Below are 14,212 nucleotides of genomic sequence, written 5' to 3'. Positions count from 1 at the left end.
TACCTTGTGGCGATGCCGCCGGAGGATCTGCGTGTCCGCCTGCTGGGGCCGCTCGAGATCAGTGTCGGCGACCGCCCGCTGACGTTGAACGGGCGGCAGCGCGCGCTCTGCACGGCGCTGCTGCTCAGCGCCAACCGGGTGGTCTCGGTGGACCGGCTGGTCGACCTGCTCTGGGACGAGCACCCGCCGGTCGCGGCGCCGGCCCGGATCCGGTCGCTGATCGCCGAGATCCGCCGCGCGATCGGGCCGGACGCGGCCGGCCTCGTCGTCACCCGCAGCCCCGGCTACGCCTTCCAGATCGATCCCGCACAGATGGACCTGGCCGAGTTCGAGCAGCTCTTCGAGGCGGCCACCAAGGCGGCGGCCCTGCGCGACTGGGCGGAGGCGATCCAGTGTTTCGACCGGGCGCTCGCGCTGTGGCGGGGCGAGCCGATCCCCGACCTCGCCGACCTGCCCGAGCGGCAGCGGCTGGCGGAACTGCGGATCGCGGCGACCGAGGCCCGGCTGGAGGCGGCGGTCGCACTGGGCCGGCTGGGCGAGAGCATCGCCGGGTTGTCCCGGCTCGTCCGCGAGCATCCGCACCGGGAGCGGCCGCACGCGCTGCTCATGCAGGCGCTGCAGCGCGACGGCCGGACGGCGGAAGCACTCGAGGTCTACGCGGCGCTGCGCCGCGCGCTGGTCGAGACGCTCGGCGTCGAGCCGTCCACCCGGCTGTCCGAGTTGCACCAACGGCTGCTGGCGGGGACGCTGCCCGAGGCCGCGGAGGAGCCCGCTCTCGTACCCCGGCAGCTGCCGGCCGCCACCACCCTGTTCGTGGGCCGCGCCGCCGAGCTCGACCGGCTCGACGCCCTGCACCGCGCCGGCGAGACGACCGTCGTGATCACCGGCCCGGCCGGCGCCGGCAAGACCACGCTGGCACTGCGCTGGGCGCACGCCCGGGCCGCCGACTTCCCGGACGGCCAGCTCTTCCTGGACATGCGCGGCTTCGACGGCGGCGAGGTGATGGCCGCCGCCGAAGCGCTTCCGCTGCTCCTGCAGGGGCTCGGCTGCCCGCCGCAGGACATCCCGTCCACCGTGGACGGGATGTCGGCGCGCTACCGGACGCTGCTGGCCGAGCGCCGGCTGCTGCTCGTGTTCGACGACGTGGCCGACGCCGCGCAGATCCGCGACCTGTTGCCCGGCACCGCCCGGACGTCGACCCTGGTGACCAGCCGGACCCGGTTGGCCGGGCTCGCCGCGGCCAGCGGCGCCCGGGTGGTCACCTGCGACGTGCTGACGCCCGGCGAGTCGGTCGCGCTGATCGGCCGCGCGGTCGGGGCGGCGCGGGCGGCGGCCGAGCCCACGGCCGTGGCCCGGCTCGCCGAGCTCTGCGACCATCTCCCACTGGCGTTGTGCGTCGCCGCCTCCCGGATCGCCGAGGACGACGGCCAGGGCGGCGTCGGCCGCCTGGTGGCGGAGCTGTCCGAGCGTGGCCGCCTGGCCCGGCTGGGCGCCGACGGCACCGCGGTCGGCTCGGCGCTCGACGCGTCCTACCGCACGCTTGCCGGCCCCGAGCGTGCGGTGCTGCGCTCGCTCGGTCTCGCGCCGGGGACCGGCCGGTCGGTCGCGGCGATCGCGGCCGGTGCCGGGCTGGACGAGGCGACCACCCACGACGCGCTGCGGGCCGCGGCGCGGCTGCACCTCGCCCGGCCGGCCGGGCCCGGCCGGTTCGGCTGGCACGACCTGATCCACGAGTACGCCGTGCAGCGCCTGCACGCGGAGGAGGCCGAGGCGAACCGCCGGGCCGGGCTCGACCGGCTGCTCGACCACTATCTCGGCACCGCGGTCGAGGCCGCCCGGGCGAGCGGCTGGTACGAGCCCGGGCCGCCGCTCTGGCCGGCCGGCTCCGTCGCCGGAGCGCGGCCCTTTCCCGGCCCGGATGCCGCCCACGCGTGGTTCGACGCCGAGTGGGAGGACATCGTGGTGGTGCTCGCCCGCATCGCCGAGACCGGTCCGCGCCGGCCCGCGTGGCTGCTCGTCGACGCGCTGCGTGACCTGCTCCTGAGCCGCCGTCCGGCGGCCGACTACCTCCGGGTCGCGGCCGTGGCGCTGCGCGCGGCCGAGCTCGACGCCGACCTGGCCGGGCGGGCCGCCATGATGGCCGCGCTGGGCCGGGCGAAATGGCGTGCCGCCGACCTGCCGGGCGCGGCCGCCGACTTCGCCGAGGCGGGCCGTCTCGCCGCGGCCGCGGGCTGGCCGGCGGGGGAGGCCCACGCGGTGCACGGCGAAGGGCTGGCCCTCAAGCGGCTGGGCCGGCTCGAGGAGGCGCAGGAGCACTACCGGCGGGCGGCGGACCTCTATCGGAGTGTCGGTGAGGCGCGCGCCGAGGCGGTCTCGCTCAACAGCCTCGGTGCCGTCCTCCTGACCCGGGGCCGGCTGGTCGAGGCCGAGGAGGCGCTGCGCCGTGCCCTGCCGCTGACCCGCCCCACGGACGAGCACCTGCGTGCCCTGATGCTGTCCAACCTCGGCACGGTGAGCCGGGAGCGAGCCGAGTTCACGACCGCCCTGTCGCAGCTGGACGAGGGCCTGCGCGCGGCCGACGCCTGCGGATCGGCCTACGCCCGCGCCCTGCTCCTGGAGATCGTCGGCCACGTGCACGCCGACGCCGGACGGCCCGGCCAGGCGAGATCCGCGTTCGAGGAGTCGGTGGCCCTGGCCCGGCGCACCGAGAACCAGGCGGGCCTGGCCGCATCGCTCGCCGGGCTGGCCGGCGTCGACCGGGACGCCGGCCGTCTGGCCGAGGCCCAGGCGCACCTGGCCGAGGCGCACCGGGTGACCGACCAGCTCGGCGACGCCGGGCCCGCCACCCAATTGCTGATCGGCGAGGGTGCGATGCGGCTGGCCCGGGGGCGGGCACGGGAGGCGCTGCCGTGGCTCGAGCGAGCCGGTCGGCTGGCCGCCACGTCCAGCCCGCTCGACGTGCCGCGGGTGCGCCTGCTCGAATCCGGGGCGCTCGCCGAGCTGGGCGAGACCGCCGGCGCGCTCGCGGCGGCCGGCGAGGCGGCCCGGCTGGCCGGCGAGTCGGGGCAGCGCCTGGTCCAGGCCCGCGCGCTGGACGCCTTGGCGACGCTCGGCGGCGTCGTCACCGTTCCGGAGCGGTGACGAAGCCGGTCCGGTACGCCACCACCACCGCCTGAACGCGGTCGCGGACGCCGAGTTTGGTGAGGATGCGGGCGACGTGGGTCTTCACGGTCGTCTCGGCCACCACCAGTTCGGCGGCGATCTCGGCGTTGGACAGGCCGCCCGCGATGAGGCGGAGCACGTCGCGCTCGCGGTCGGTCAGCGCGGCCAGTTCCTCCGGCGGGCCGGCGGCCGGGGCGGGCGCGGCGAACCGCTCGACCAGCCGCCGGGTGATCGAGGGCTCGATCAGCGAATCGCCGGTGGCGGCCGCCCGCACCGCCGCGATCAGGCGGCTGGACGGCGCGTCCTTGAGCAGGAAACCGGCCGCGCCGGCGTGCAGCGCGCGGTACACGTACTCGTTCTGGTCGAAGGTCGTCAGCACGACGATCGTGGGCGGGTCGGGCTGCCGGAGGATCTCCTCGGTCGCGGCCAGGCCGTCCACCTCGGGCATCCGGATGTCCATGAGGACCACGTCCGGCCCGGCCAGCCGCGCCTGGCGGATCGCCTCGGCGCCCGTGTCGGCCTCGGCCACCACCTCGATGTCGCCCTCGGCCTCGAGGATCACCCGGAAGCCGGTACGCACGAGAGTCTGGTCGTCGGCGATGAGCACCCGGATCATGCCAGCGATTCTCCCGTCCTCCGCGCGGCGACCGGGTCATCCCTGAGGAGGATGGCGGCCGCCACAGATCGTCCTCGCGGCAGACGAAGGCTACGCCGGTCGATCCCTAGCGTCGTGGGTACCGAATCCCAAGGGGGAGAAATGAACAAGATCCGGCCTCTCGACTACGTCCTCGCCGCCCTCATGACCGCCGCCGGCGTGTTCCTGATGGTGGAGAACATCACCGCCGGCGACGACCCGTCGCTGATCCATCCGGTGTCCACCACCTCGTGGCTCATCATCCCGGCGTTCGCCCTGGTCACGATCCCGATCCTGTGGCGGCGCGCCAACGTCGCGGTGGTCTCCTGGGTCACCGCCGCCGCGGCCGCCGGGCACGTGCTCGCGTTCGACTGGCTGACCCGCTGCGGCGTGGTGCTGCCGCTGGCCTTCGCGCTCGGCTACGCCGTGGCCCGCTTCGCCCGCACCCGCCGCGACCACGTCCTCGGCCTGGCCGGCATCGTCGCCCTGGTGGTGGTCATCCTGGTCCGCGACTCCTCGGCCGACCTCGCCGGCGCGCTGCCGATCGCACTTCCGGGCGTCGCGCTCTTCTACGGCGCGGGCCTGCTGGTTAAGAATCGACTCAGCAAGCGGGCCACCACGGTTCCGCAGCCGGTCGAGCGCGCCACCGTCTGATCGACCCGGCATGCGAGGGAGCGCGATCATGAGTGAGGTCTTCCGCGGGGTCAAGGCCCTCGACTGGCTGCTCGCGGGAGTCCTCACCGCGCTCGGCGCCGTCCTGATGCTGGGCAACATCACCTCCTCCGACAGCCAGACCGCACGCGACGTCGCGTCCGGCGCCATGGTGCACACCCTCGACAGCCACTCGCCGTGGATGCTCCCGGTGTTCGCGGCGGCGACGATCCCGGTGCTGTGGTGGCGGCGGAGCGCCCTGGCGGTCACGGTTGTCGCCCTCGGCGCGATGGTGGCCCACGACCTGCTCTTCGGCTGGGTCACCCGGTGCGGGGCCGGACTGCCGCTGGCGTTCGTGCTCGCGTTCCTCGGGGCGCTGTCCTACGGGCGTACCAAAGCATGGGTCTGTTGTTTGGTCGGTCTGCTCTTGGTCGGCGCGGTGCTGGCGGTGGACTCCTCGGCCGGCCCCGGCGCTCTGGTCCTGGCCCTTCCGGTCGTGCTGATCGTCTTCGGCGTGGGACGGGCCGCGCGGCACCGTTCGCAGCTGAACCGGCAGCTCAAGGCGCGCGACGAGGAACTGCGGCAGCTGCGCGACGACCGGGCGGCGCTGATGGTGGCCGACGACCGGGCGCGGCTGTCCCGGCAGCTCGACGGGCTGCTGCAGGAGCGGCTGGACGAGCTGACCCGGGCGGCCGAGTCGGCGGACGGGCTCACGCCGGACGAGACCCGCGAGCTGTTCGAGACGATCGAGACGGGCAGCCGGCAGACCATGGACGACATGCGCGAGATCGTCGGGCTGCTGCGCGGCGGCGAGGTCGCCCTGGCCCCGGCGCCGACGGTCGCGCACCTCGACGCGCTGCTGGCCCGGCATCGCTCGCCGCTGTCCCGGCTGACCGTCAGCGGCGATCCGCGAACGCTGCCGGCGACGGTCGAACTGTCCGCGTACCGGATCGTGGAGTACCTGGTGACCGCGCTCGACGACCGGCCGGTGCAGGTGACGATGCGGTTCGCGGACGAGGCGCTGGAGATCCAGGTGCAGGGCTCGGTGGGTCGCGGCGCGGACCTGCGGGCGGCGGTCGCCCGCGTACGGGAACGGGCGAAGTTGCACGCCGGCTCGGTCGACCTGAAGCTCTCCCGGGGTTCCGCCCGCGTGGTGACGCAGCTTCCCGTGCTGGGCTGACCCGTGCGCTGGCTGGCGATCCCGCTCGTGCTGCTCGTGGTGGTGGCGCCGACCGTGTGGCACGGATCGGACTTCGGGCCGCTCACCGCGTGCCTGGTCGCGAGCGGGCTGAGCCTGCTGTGGTGGCGCACGCATCCCCGGGCCGTCGCGCTGACCGGCGGCGCGCTCTGGCTGGCCGCGGCGGCGCTGGCCGGGCACGGGTGGTTCCCCGACCTCTCCTTCGTGATCATGGCGCTGCTGTCCACCGTCGCGGCGCTGGGTTTCCGTAGTTATTGGGCCGGTTTCTGGCTGGCCGCCTACCTCGTCGCGCTGTTCGGGGTCCGGTACCTCACCACCGGCGACACCAACCCCGTCCCGCTGATCATCTTCGGCGTGCCCGGCTTCTTCGCCGCCACCGTGCTGCGGCTGCGGCGCGAGACCGCCGACCAGCTCGCCCAGCGGGGCCGGGAGCTGGAGGAGGAGCGGGAACTCTACGCCGACCTGGCGCTGCGGCAGGAGCGCGCCCGGATCGCCGCCGAGCTGCACGACATCATCGGCCATGCGATCAGCGTGATGATCATCCAGGCGGCGGCCGGGCAGCGGCTCGTCGACCGGGATCCGGACGGCGCCCGGCGGGCGTTCGAGGCCATCGCCGAGTCGGCCCGGCAGGGGCGCGGCGACCTGAAACGCCTCGTCGACCTGCTCGGCGGCGTCGAGGTCGGCGGGCCCGACCTGGCGCTGATCGACGAGGTGGTCACCCGCGCGGCCCGCAGCGGCCTCGACGTGTCCTGCCGGTTCGAGGGATCCCGCGACGGGGTGGCCGCGCCCGTTGCGCACCTGGCATTCCGGGTGGTGCAGGAAAGCCTGACGAACGCCTTGCGCTACGCGCCCGGCGCCGCGGTCCGGGTCTCGGTGAGCGGTTCCGATCGATCTCTGACCGTACGCGTCGAGAACGACCCCGCACGCGCCGATCGTCCCGGGCTGCCGGGGACCGGGCGGGGGCTCACCGGACTGCGCGAACGCATTCAGCAGGGGGGTGGCCGGCTGACGGCCGGTCCGACGCCGGTGGGGGGCTGGCTCGTGCAGGCCGTCTTTTCCTCTTGATACCGGCGGGGCGGCCCGCCACCGAGGCTCCGCTGCCAGGCCGGGCTGCTCGTCGACGGAGCCACGGTATCTTGAGTCTGGTTGCCGATCGCATCCCAGGAGGTGGGTATGACTGCCGAGATGGTCGCGCCGGCCTGGATGCATCAGCAGGTCACGGCCGAGCAGTACGCGGCATGGACAGAAGAACAGTGTGCGGGCATCGAGATCGTGGATGGGATGGTCGTCGTGAGTCCGAGCGCGTCCAAGCGGCACAACCGCCTGGCCCGGCTTCTGGCGAACGCCTTGGATGCCGCGGCGGGGCCGGACTGGAACGCTGACACCGACTTCGATGTCCGGCTCCAGGACGTGCCGCTGAACAACCGTCGTCCGGACGTGACGGTGTACCGGGCGGAGACCATCGACGTCGCTCCGACCCGGCCTGAGCACGTGCTCCTGGTGGTCGAGGTGGTATCGCCCGGGTCGGAGACGACCGACCGGATCGTCAAGGCCGATCAATACGCCAGGGCCGGTATTCAGTTCTACTGGCGTGTCGAGCAGGCCCCCACTGGTGCGCCTCTCGTCTACACGTACGTTCTCGACCCGGCGACGGGCCGCTACCGCGACAGCGAAATCTTCACCGGCGTCGTGAAACTGGCCGTGCCCTTCTCCGTCGAGGTCGATCTCGGCCAGATCTGATGTGTCCTGCTCTTTGTGGGAGGGCATCCACACATTCAACAAAATGCGATGCCGCTTGATTCGCCGCCAATGAAAAGCGGTCTTTCAGTGGGATGTTTCTGCTGGTGAGAGGCCGTGACACCCATCTATCCCTGACATAACAGGTTTTCAGCGGTGAGTTTTCGATTGAGCGCGTGGGAGCGCTCCCGTAACATGCCTGACACGGCTGTCAACGCTCCCCCACGCGCGGCTCGCCATCCCCTCGTCAGGAGAAGAAGCTCTATGAACAGATTCAGGGCGACCAATGTGTTCTTGGCGTCGGCCGGCGCCGTGGTGCTGGCGTCGGCGGTGGTCGGCGTGGCGTTGCCGGCCGGCGCGGCGTCGGCGGGCTGCTCGGTGAACTACGCGGTGTCGTCCCAGTGGACCGGTGGATTCGGCGCCAACGTGACGATCACCAACCTGGGTGATCCGCTGACCAGCTGGACGCTGACGTGGTCGTTCGGCGCCGGGCAGACGGTGACGCAAGCGTGGAACACGGCTCTCACCCAGAGCGGCGCGGCGGTGACCGCCAAGAACGTGAGCTACAACGGCTCGGTCGCGACCAACGGCACGGTCGCGTTCGGCTTCAACGGGTCGTGGACGGGCAGCAATCCGGCACCGGCGAGCTTCGCGCTGAACGGGGTGACGTGCACCGGCGGCACGACGCCGACGACCGCGCCGACGACCGCCCCGACCACCCCGCCCACGACCGCCCCGACCACCCCGCCGACGACCCCCCCGACCACGCCACCCGGCACGTGCGCACTTCCGTCGACGTACCGATGGAGCTCGACCGGCTCGCTGGCGAACCCGAAGTCGGGGTGGGTCTCGCTCAAGGACTTCACCAGCGTCGTCTACAACGGCAAGCACCTGGTCTATGGGTCTGACGTCTCGACCTCGGGGACGTATGGGTCGATGAACTTCAGTCCATTCACGAACTGGTCCGACATGGCCTCGGCCGGCCAGAACGGGATGTCCTCCGCCACGGTCGCCCCCACGCTGTTCTACTTCGCCCCGAAGAACATCTGGGTGCTCGCGTACCAGTGGGGTGCGTCCCCGTTCCTGTATCGGACGTCGAGCGACCCCACCAACGCCAACGGCTGGTCGGCGGCGCAGTCGCTCTTCACCGGCAGCGTCTCCGACGCTCCTTACGGGCCCATCGACCAGACGTTGATCGGCGACGGCACGAACATGTATCTGTTCTTCGCCGGGGACAACGGCAAGATCTATCGGGCCAGCATGCCGATCGGGAACTTCCCCAGCAATTTCGGCTCGTCGTACACGACGGTCATGAGCGACTCGACGAACAACCTGTTCGAGGCGGTTCAGGTCTACAAGGTCCAGGGGCAGAACCAGTACCTGATGATCGTCGAGGCGATCGGCGCGAACGGGCGTTACTTCCGCTCGTTCACGGCCTCCAGCCTGGGCGGCTCGTGGACTCCGCAGGCAGCCTCCGAGAGCAATCCGTTTGCCGGTAAGGCCAACAGCGGCGCCACGTGGACCAATGACATCAGCCACGGCGATCTGGTGCGGGCGAATCCCGACCAGACGATGACCGTCGACCCCTGCAACCTGCAGCTCCTCTACCAGGGTCGTTCCCCCAGCTCGGGCGGCGACTACAACCTGCTGCCCTGGCGGCCGGCCGTGCTGACGTTGCAGCGCTAGAAGGCTGACCACCTTCTCGAGGCCCGGCCACTGCCGGAAACGCAGTGGCCGGGCCGGCGGCCTTCGGGGGAACGGAGGTTGCCGGCCACGGACGGGCCGGATCATCCAGTCTTCCTCGTACGGCTGCCAGGAAGGTTCGGGCCCGATCAGCGCGGCGCTGCCGTCGCGCCGATGCCCTTGATCTGCCACCGTTCGCGCGCCGCGGCGGCGATCGCGGTCGACGCACCCGGCGCCTGGGGACGCTCGGCGTAACCGTCGACGACGACCGTGCGGTCCACGAACGCGTCCCGCGTCCACGGGATGAACTCCAGCAGTGGCGCGGTCTCGCTGAGGAACGTACCGGCGAGATGCTGGTGCACCTGCATCATGTCGCCGGCGTGCGGGACGACGCGGAGACCACCGGCCGCCGCATGCTGGGCGACCTGCATCCACTCGGTCACGCCGCCGACCCGCGTCACGTCGACCTGGACGACGCGCAGGGCCTCGGCGGCGAGGAAGTTCGCGAACGCGTGGTACGAGTACAGGCTCTCCCCGGCCGCGATGTCGACCGGGCTCGCCGCCTGCAGGCGCCGATGTGCCGTGATGTCGTCGGCGTGCACCGGCTCCTCGAACCAGTCCATGCCCACCTCGGCCAGCACCGGCAGCATGCGCATGGCCGTACTGAAGTCCCAGCGCTGATTCGCGTCGCACATCAGCGTGATGTCCGGGCCGACCGCCCGGCGCGCGGCGCGTACCCGGGCGGCATCCTCCCGCCAGTCCGCCTTGCCGACCTTGACCTTGACGCGCCGCCAGCCGCGGTCGACGAGCGAGCCGAGGTCGCGCGCGAGCTCGTCGACACTGAGGTTGAGCCACCCGCCGTCGGTGTTGTAGGTCTCGATGGGGTCGGGGGTGCCGCCGAGCAGTCGCCACAGCGGCAGCCCGGCCCGCTGGGCGGCGAGGTCCCACAGCGCGATGTCGACCATCGACAGCGCCATGTGCACCGGGCCGCTTCGGCCTATCCAATGCGTCGGCAGCCAGTACAAACGTTTCCAGGTGCCGAGGATGTCTTCGGACGGGGTGCCGAGCAGGGCCGGCGCGTAGTAGTCGTCGATCACCTGGGTCAGCAGCTCGGCGCCGCAGTGGACGCCGGAGATGCCGGTGCCGACCCGGCCGTCCGCCGTGCGGATCTCCACCACCGGGACCGTCCAGGCCTTGAGCTGGGCGGTCGCGTCGGACAAGGTCCGGATCAAAGGCACCGCGAGCGCGTACGTCTCGACGGAGGTGATGACCGCGCTGTCGTCCCCGGGTGCCAGCTCGGCCGGTGAGGGCGAGAGCAGCCCCCGGACGTCGTGTGTCATGTCGTGCTCCTCGTCGGAATCGCCGAGATCGTCAGCGGGTTCCGGGAGGGCCGGGAAACTCCCCAGCCCCCGGCCCTCCCGGAGGTCATCGGGTGGTGTAGCGGATGACGTCGGTACGCATCACATCGCCCGACACCTTGACCGCCTTGACGGTGTGCTGCCCGTTGCGCAGCCCCGAGACGCTGAACACCGTCTGCTGGGTCGCGCGTACGGCGCCGTGGGTGTCGACGCTCCGGGCCAGCTTGCCGTCGACGTAGATGTCGACGAGCCCCTGGTCGGGTGCGGTGGCGGTGATCCAGTCGACGCCGGTGCCGGTGAACGTGTACGAGACCGCGTCGCCGTTGCGTGAGGTGGCGTGGACGTCGTCCAGATAGTCCCCGCGGAACGCGAAGTCCAGCTGGGCGGCGCCGACCGGAAGACCGGCGAGGTAGGCCGAGCGCAGGGTCACGGTCGAGCCCGACAGCGTGTAGTCGGTTCCCCGCTTGAGCGCGGCGCCGCCGAGAGAGACCCCGACGAACTCGCTGCCGTCGCGCAGAAGTTTCACCGGTACGTCGGCGGGCGCCCGGCGGTCGAACGATGCCGCCGGCGGGTCGATGAGGCTCGGCTGGAGCACGTCGATCCGGTCGAGCAGCATGAAGGAGCCGGACTTCTTGACGGCCCGGAGCGTGTGGCTCCCGTTGGTCAGATCGTTCACCGTGAAAACGGTCTGCTGGGCAAGCCGCGGCTGGCCCTGCTCACGTCCCGTGTTCACGGTCTTCACGAACTGGCCGTCGAGGTAGATGTCGACGTCGCCCTGGGACGTGTCCATCTCGGTGAGGTACGAGACGCCGGTGCCCTGGAACGTGTATTCGAACGCGTCGCCGTCGCGCTCGGTGTAGTGCACGCCGTCGCCGTAGTCGCCGAGCCCGCGACCGGTGCTCGTCGACCACGATCCGACGTACGAGATGCCCTGGTCGGTGTCGTCGTGGGTGATGGTGCGGACCGGGCCCGTCGTCGACGGCGGGGCGGTGGCGCCGGTGTCGGTGATGTTCAGGGCGAGCGGCTGCGAGGTGGCGGCGACCTCGTTGCCGCCGTTACGGGTCCAGTCGCCCTGGTAGCCGACGCGCAGGGCGTCGTCGTTGACGGCGACGGCCGCGCCGGACTGCGGCGTCACCTTGAGCAGGCGTACGCCGTGGATCGGCACATCGGCGGCGGTGAACTTGGTGGCGAAGCGGCCCAGGTCCTGACGGGCCCACAGGTCGCGCACGGTGGCGGCGCCGGTCAGCCCGAGGTCCGACCAATTCGCCGTGATGTCCTTGTCGGTGCGGCCGAGGTTGAACAGCGCGACGGTATAACTGCCGTCGGCGTTGAGCGCGTACCAGATCGGCTGCTGCGCCGAGGCGTTGACCGGGCGCGCGGGGGTTCCGGCCTGGTCGACCGCGATCACCTCCGGATTCGTGAGCAGGCTCAGGCCGTACGCGTCAAGGTTTGTCAGGTCGTTGCCGAGATAGAGCGGCGCCGCCGAGATCGACCACAACGTCATCGCGGTCCGCCGCTCGTCGCGGGTCAGGCCGTCCATGGAGCCGTTGCCGACGTCGAGCGAGTCGAAGTCGTTCCATCCGCCGTTCCCGCCGTTGCGCCACCAGGTTGCCGCGTCCGGGAAGAGGCGGGCGATGTTCTGCCACTGGGTGAGCGCGTCGTTGGCGCAGTAGCACTCGACGTCCCACTCGACCCGCCAGCCGTTCGCCTTGGAGCGCCAGTAGTCGGCGTACTTGGGGTCGACCGCCCACGACAGCTCGAACCAGATCTTGTGCGCCTTGAGCGCGGACGACCAGGCCGCGACGTCGTCCCGGGCGTCGAGCGAGAGGTCACTGACCCCCGAGCCCGGGGTGACGCTGTCGAACTTGACGAAGTTGACGCCCCACTGGGCGAAGAGGTCGACGATCGAGTCGATGTACTTCTGCGAGCACGGGTTCGAGAAGTCGATCTTGTAGCCGATGTGCCAATAGTCGGATGGTTGGACCGGCTGCTTGACGATGTCGTGCGTGGTGCAGCCGGGCGCACCGGCGATCGGCAGGCTCGCGTTGTACACATCGGGGGAGATGCCGGGAATCATGTAGACCCCGAACTTCTGACCATTCGCATGGACATGGTCTATGACCTTTTGCAAACCCTGCGGGTACAGCGTCGCGCTCGGCTTCGGCCGTCCGTTGGCGTCGACCCCGTCGTTCCAGCCGGCGTCGACGTTGAGGTAGTTGTAGCCGTACTTCTGGAGCTTGGCGTGCATCGCGTCGGACTGCTTGATGAGCTGATCGCCGGTGATCCACTTACCGTTGCCGGAGTAGACCTGCATGCTGTAACTGCTCCAGCCCATGTACGGCCGGACGGCCCAGGGGTCGGGGGTCGAGGCGGCCGGCGCCACGGGTGCGGCGGGTGCGGCTTCGGCCCGCGCGCCGGGCGGCGGACTCGGCCTGGGCCCGGTGGCGGCCTGGGCCGGATAGGCGCCCAGGAGCAGGAGCAGCGCGGCGCCCAGGACGGCCGCGGAACGAGTTGACCTCAATGTCATACCTTCCTGGATCAGGGTGCGGGGTATCGCCGGACGACGGTGGGCCGGCCGGGCGGGTGACGATATGGGTGCGGTCAGGAAGCGACGAAGGCCTGGATGCTGACGGTGGCCGCGCCGCGCGCCCACTCCTCGAAGGGCAGCGGCCGGATGGAGAGCGGGCAGTCGGTGGCGGCGCCGAACGCCTGACGCTCGAAGCCGGCGCGGATGTGGGTCTCGAACAGGTCGTACGCGGCCAGGCCCTCGCCGGAGACAACGATGCGGGACGGGCCGACCAGGTTGGCCACGGCGGCGATGCCGCAGCCGATCGCGTTGCCGGCCTCGGCGAACACGGCGCCGACGCGCTGGTCGCCGCCGCGGGCGAGGGCCACCGCGTCGTCGAAGCTGAGGTCGGGCCGGCCGGAACGCTCCCGGGCCCGGCCTACGATGGCATGCGTACCGGCGATGGCTTCGACGCAGCCGCGCCCGCCGCAATGGCAAACAGGCCCGCTCACGTCGACGCCGATGTGGCCGATCTCGCCGGCCACCCCGTGCGAACCGGACACGATCCGGCCGTTGACGACCAGGCCGCAGCCGATGCCGGTGCCCACGGTGACCAGGGCGAATGACTCCGCGCCCACGCCCTCGCCGAACCAGTGCTCGGCGGTGGTCAGCGCTTTCACATCGTTCTCCACCGTGACGGTCAGACCGGTGATCTTTTCGGCCAGATCCAGCAGCGGTACGTCGTGCCAGTGCAGGAACGGCGAGTACCGCACCAGGCCGGTGGCGCGGTCCACGTCGCCGGAGACGGCCAGGCCCAGGCGGCGGGTGCGGGCCCGGTAGTCGCCGGGACCGTCGAGCAGATCGTCGACGAGGTGCCCGAGGTCGGTGAGGACGTGCTCGGGGTCCGGGTAGGGGAGGGGCCGGTGGGCCGACGCCCGCACCTGGGCGCCGAGATCGCAGACCACGCCGATCAGCTCGTCGGCCGTGATCTTCACGCCGACGAAGAACTCGCGGTCGGCCCGGATCGCCAGCGGGCTGGCCGGTCGTCCCGCGCCCGGGCCGGACCGCTCGGTTGCCGCCAGTTCCTGCAGGTAGCCCTGCTCGATGAGCGGTCGCGCGGCCTTGGTGACGGCGGCCGACGACAGCCCGAGCCGGCGGGCGAGGCCGACGCGACTGAGCGGTCCCTCGGTCAGGACCGCCGTCAACACGGCGGTCATGGCCGGTGCGACGTTGTCGGCCTCGGTGAACATGGCCGAAACGTAGGCCAGCGGATTACGGAAATC

The 14,212-nt window shown here is 71.7% G+C and carries 10 protein-coding genes; 6 read left to right on the top strand and 4 right to left on the bottom strand.

The features are described from left to right. Positions 1 to 12 precede the first annotated feature (12 nt). Positions 13 to 3,141 carry an AfsR/SARP family transcriptional regulator gene (locus A3CQ_RS56690; protein ID WP_157297225.1) on the top strand — a complete coding sequence of 1,043 codons (3,129 nt, stop codon included), beginning with the start codon at positions 13 to 15 and terminating at the stop codon, positions 3,139 to 3,141. On the opposite strand, the gene A3CQ_RS0149165 is transcribed toward A3CQ_RS56690, so the two are convergent. After that, on the bottom strand, positions 3,122 to 3,778 hold the full coding sequence (locus A3CQ_RS0149165) for a response regulator (RefSeq protein WP_020518361.1): 657 nt from the start codon (positions 3,776 to 3,778) through the stop codon (positions 3,122 to 3,124). The genes A3CQ_RS56690 and A3CQ_RS0149165 overlap by 20 nt on opposite strands. 141 nt (positions 3,779 to 3,919) lie before the next feature. Here A3CQ_RS0149165 and A3CQ_RS0149160 point away from each other — a divergent pair, with 141 nt between their 5' ends. The 5 genes from A3CQ_RS0149160 (at position 3,920) to A3CQ_RS0149140 (ending at position 9,068) form a co-directional block, all read left to right on the top strand. Further along, positions 3,920 to 4,450 (top strand): hypothetical protein, encoded by a 531-nt coding sequence (locus A3CQ_RS0149160; RefSeq protein WP_020518360.1) that lies wholly within the window; start codon positions 3,920 to 3,922, stop codon positions 4,448 to 4,450. A 28-nt stretch (positions 4,451 to 4,478) separates the two neighbouring features. Further along, positions 4,479 to 5,627 (top strand): sensor histidine kinase, encoded by a 1,149-nt coding sequence (locus A3CQ_RS0149155; protein ID WP_020518359.1) that lies wholly within the window; start codon positions 4,479 to 4,481, stop codon positions 5,625 to 5,627. A 3-nt stretch (positions 5,628 to 5,630) separates the two neighbouring features. Next, positions 5,631 to 6,710, top strand: a complete 1,080-nt coding sequence (locus A3CQ_RS0149150; protein ID WP_020518358.1) for a sensor histidine kinase — start codon at positions 5,631 to 5,633, stop codon at positions 6,708 to 6,710. 108 nt (positions 6,711 to 6,818) lie between these two features. Next, complete coding sequence (locus A3CQ_RS0149145) at positions 6,819 to 7,385, top strand: Uma2 family endonuclease (protein ID WP_020518357.1); 567 nt, start codon at positions 6,819 to 6,821, stop codon at positions 7,383 to 7,385. Positions 7,386 to 7,646: 261 nt separating this feature from the next. Then, positions 7,647 to 9,068, top strand: coding sequence for a non-reducing end alpha-L-arabinofuranosidase family hydrolase (locus tag A3CQ_RS0149140; RefSeq protein WP_026207073.1), 1,422 nt, complete (start codon positions 7,647 to 7,649; stop codon positions 9,066 to 9,068). Between the two features lie 146 nt (positions 9,069 to 9,214). On the opposite strand, the gene A3CQ_RS0149135 is transcribed toward A3CQ_RS0149140, so the two are convergent. The 3 genes from A3CQ_RS0149135 to A3CQ_RS0149125 all read right to left on the bottom strand — a co-directional run bounded on the left by A3CQ_RS0149135 (position 9,215) and on the right by A3CQ_RS0149125 (position 14,179). Next, positions 9,215 to 10,405, bottom strand: coding sequence for a mandelate racemase/muconate lactonizing enzyme family protein (locus A3CQ_RS0149135; protein WP_020518355.1), 1,191 nt, complete (start codon positions 10,403 to 10,405; stop codon positions 9,215 to 9,217). A gap of 85 nt (positions 10,406 to 10,490) precedes the next feature. Then, positions 10,491 to 12,944 (bottom strand): X2-like carbohydrate binding domain-containing protein, encoded by a 2,454-nt coding sequence (locus tag A3CQ_RS0149130; protein WP_245577688.1) that lies wholly within the window; start codon positions 12,942 to 12,944, stop codon positions 10,491 to 10,493. Between the two features lie 80 nt (positions 12,945 to 13,024). After that, a complete protein-coding gene (locus A3CQ_RS0149125) occupies positions 13,025 to 14,179 on the bottom strand; it encodes an ROK family transcriptional regulator (protein ID WP_020518353.1) in 1,155 nt (384 codons plus the stop codon). Between the last annotated feature and the right edge of the window lie 33 nt (positions 14,180 to 14,212).

The sequence above is a fragment of the Paractinoplanes globisporus DSM 43857 genome (assembly GCF_000379645.1).
GTDB classification, from domain to species: Bacteria; Actinomycetota; Actinomycetes; order Mycobacteriales; family Micromonosporaceae; genus Actinoplanes; species Actinoplanes globisporus.
The sequence above is the reverse complement of the archived record's forward strand: the minus strand, read 5'-3'. Positions and strand labels throughout refer to the sequence as shown.

What these genes read in the sequence shown, in the direction of transcription:
- A3CQ_RS0149165 (WP_020518361.1), bottom strand. Translation starts at nt 3,778, where the DNA reads ATGATCCGGGTGCTCATCGCCGACGACCAGACTCTCGTGCGTACCGGC.
- A3CQ_RS56690 (WP_157297225.1), top strand. Translation starts at nt 13, where the DNA reads ATGCCGCCGGAGGATCTGCGTGTCCGCCTGCTGGGGCCGCTCGAGATC.
- A3CQ_RS0149160 (WP_020518360.1), top strand. Translation starts at nt 3,920, where the DNA reads ATGAACAAGATCCGGCCTCTCGACTACGTCCTCGCCGCCCTCATGACC.
- A3CQ_RS0149140 (WP_026207073.1), top strand. Translation starts at nt 7,647, where the DNA reads ATGAACAGATTCAGGGCGACCAATGTGTTCTTGGCGTCGGCCGGCGCC.
- A3CQ_RS0149135 (WP_020518355.1), bottom strand. Translation starts at nt 10,405, where the DNA reads ATGACACACGACGTCCGGGGGCTGCTCTCGCCCTCACCGGCCGAGCTG.
- A3CQ_RS0149155 (WP_020518359.1), top strand. Translation starts at nt 4,479, where the DNA reads ATGAGTGAGGTCTTCCGCGGGGTCAAGGCCCTCGACTGGCTGCTCGCG.
- A3CQ_RS0149145 (WP_020518357.1), top strand. Translation starts at nt 6,819, where the DNA reads ATGACTGCCGAGATGGTCGCGCCGGCCTGGATGCATCAGCAGGTCACG.
- A3CQ_RS0149125 (WP_020518353.1), bottom strand. Translation starts at nt 14,179, where the DNA reads ATGTTCACCGAGGCCGACAACGTCGCACCGGCCATGACCGCCGTGTTG.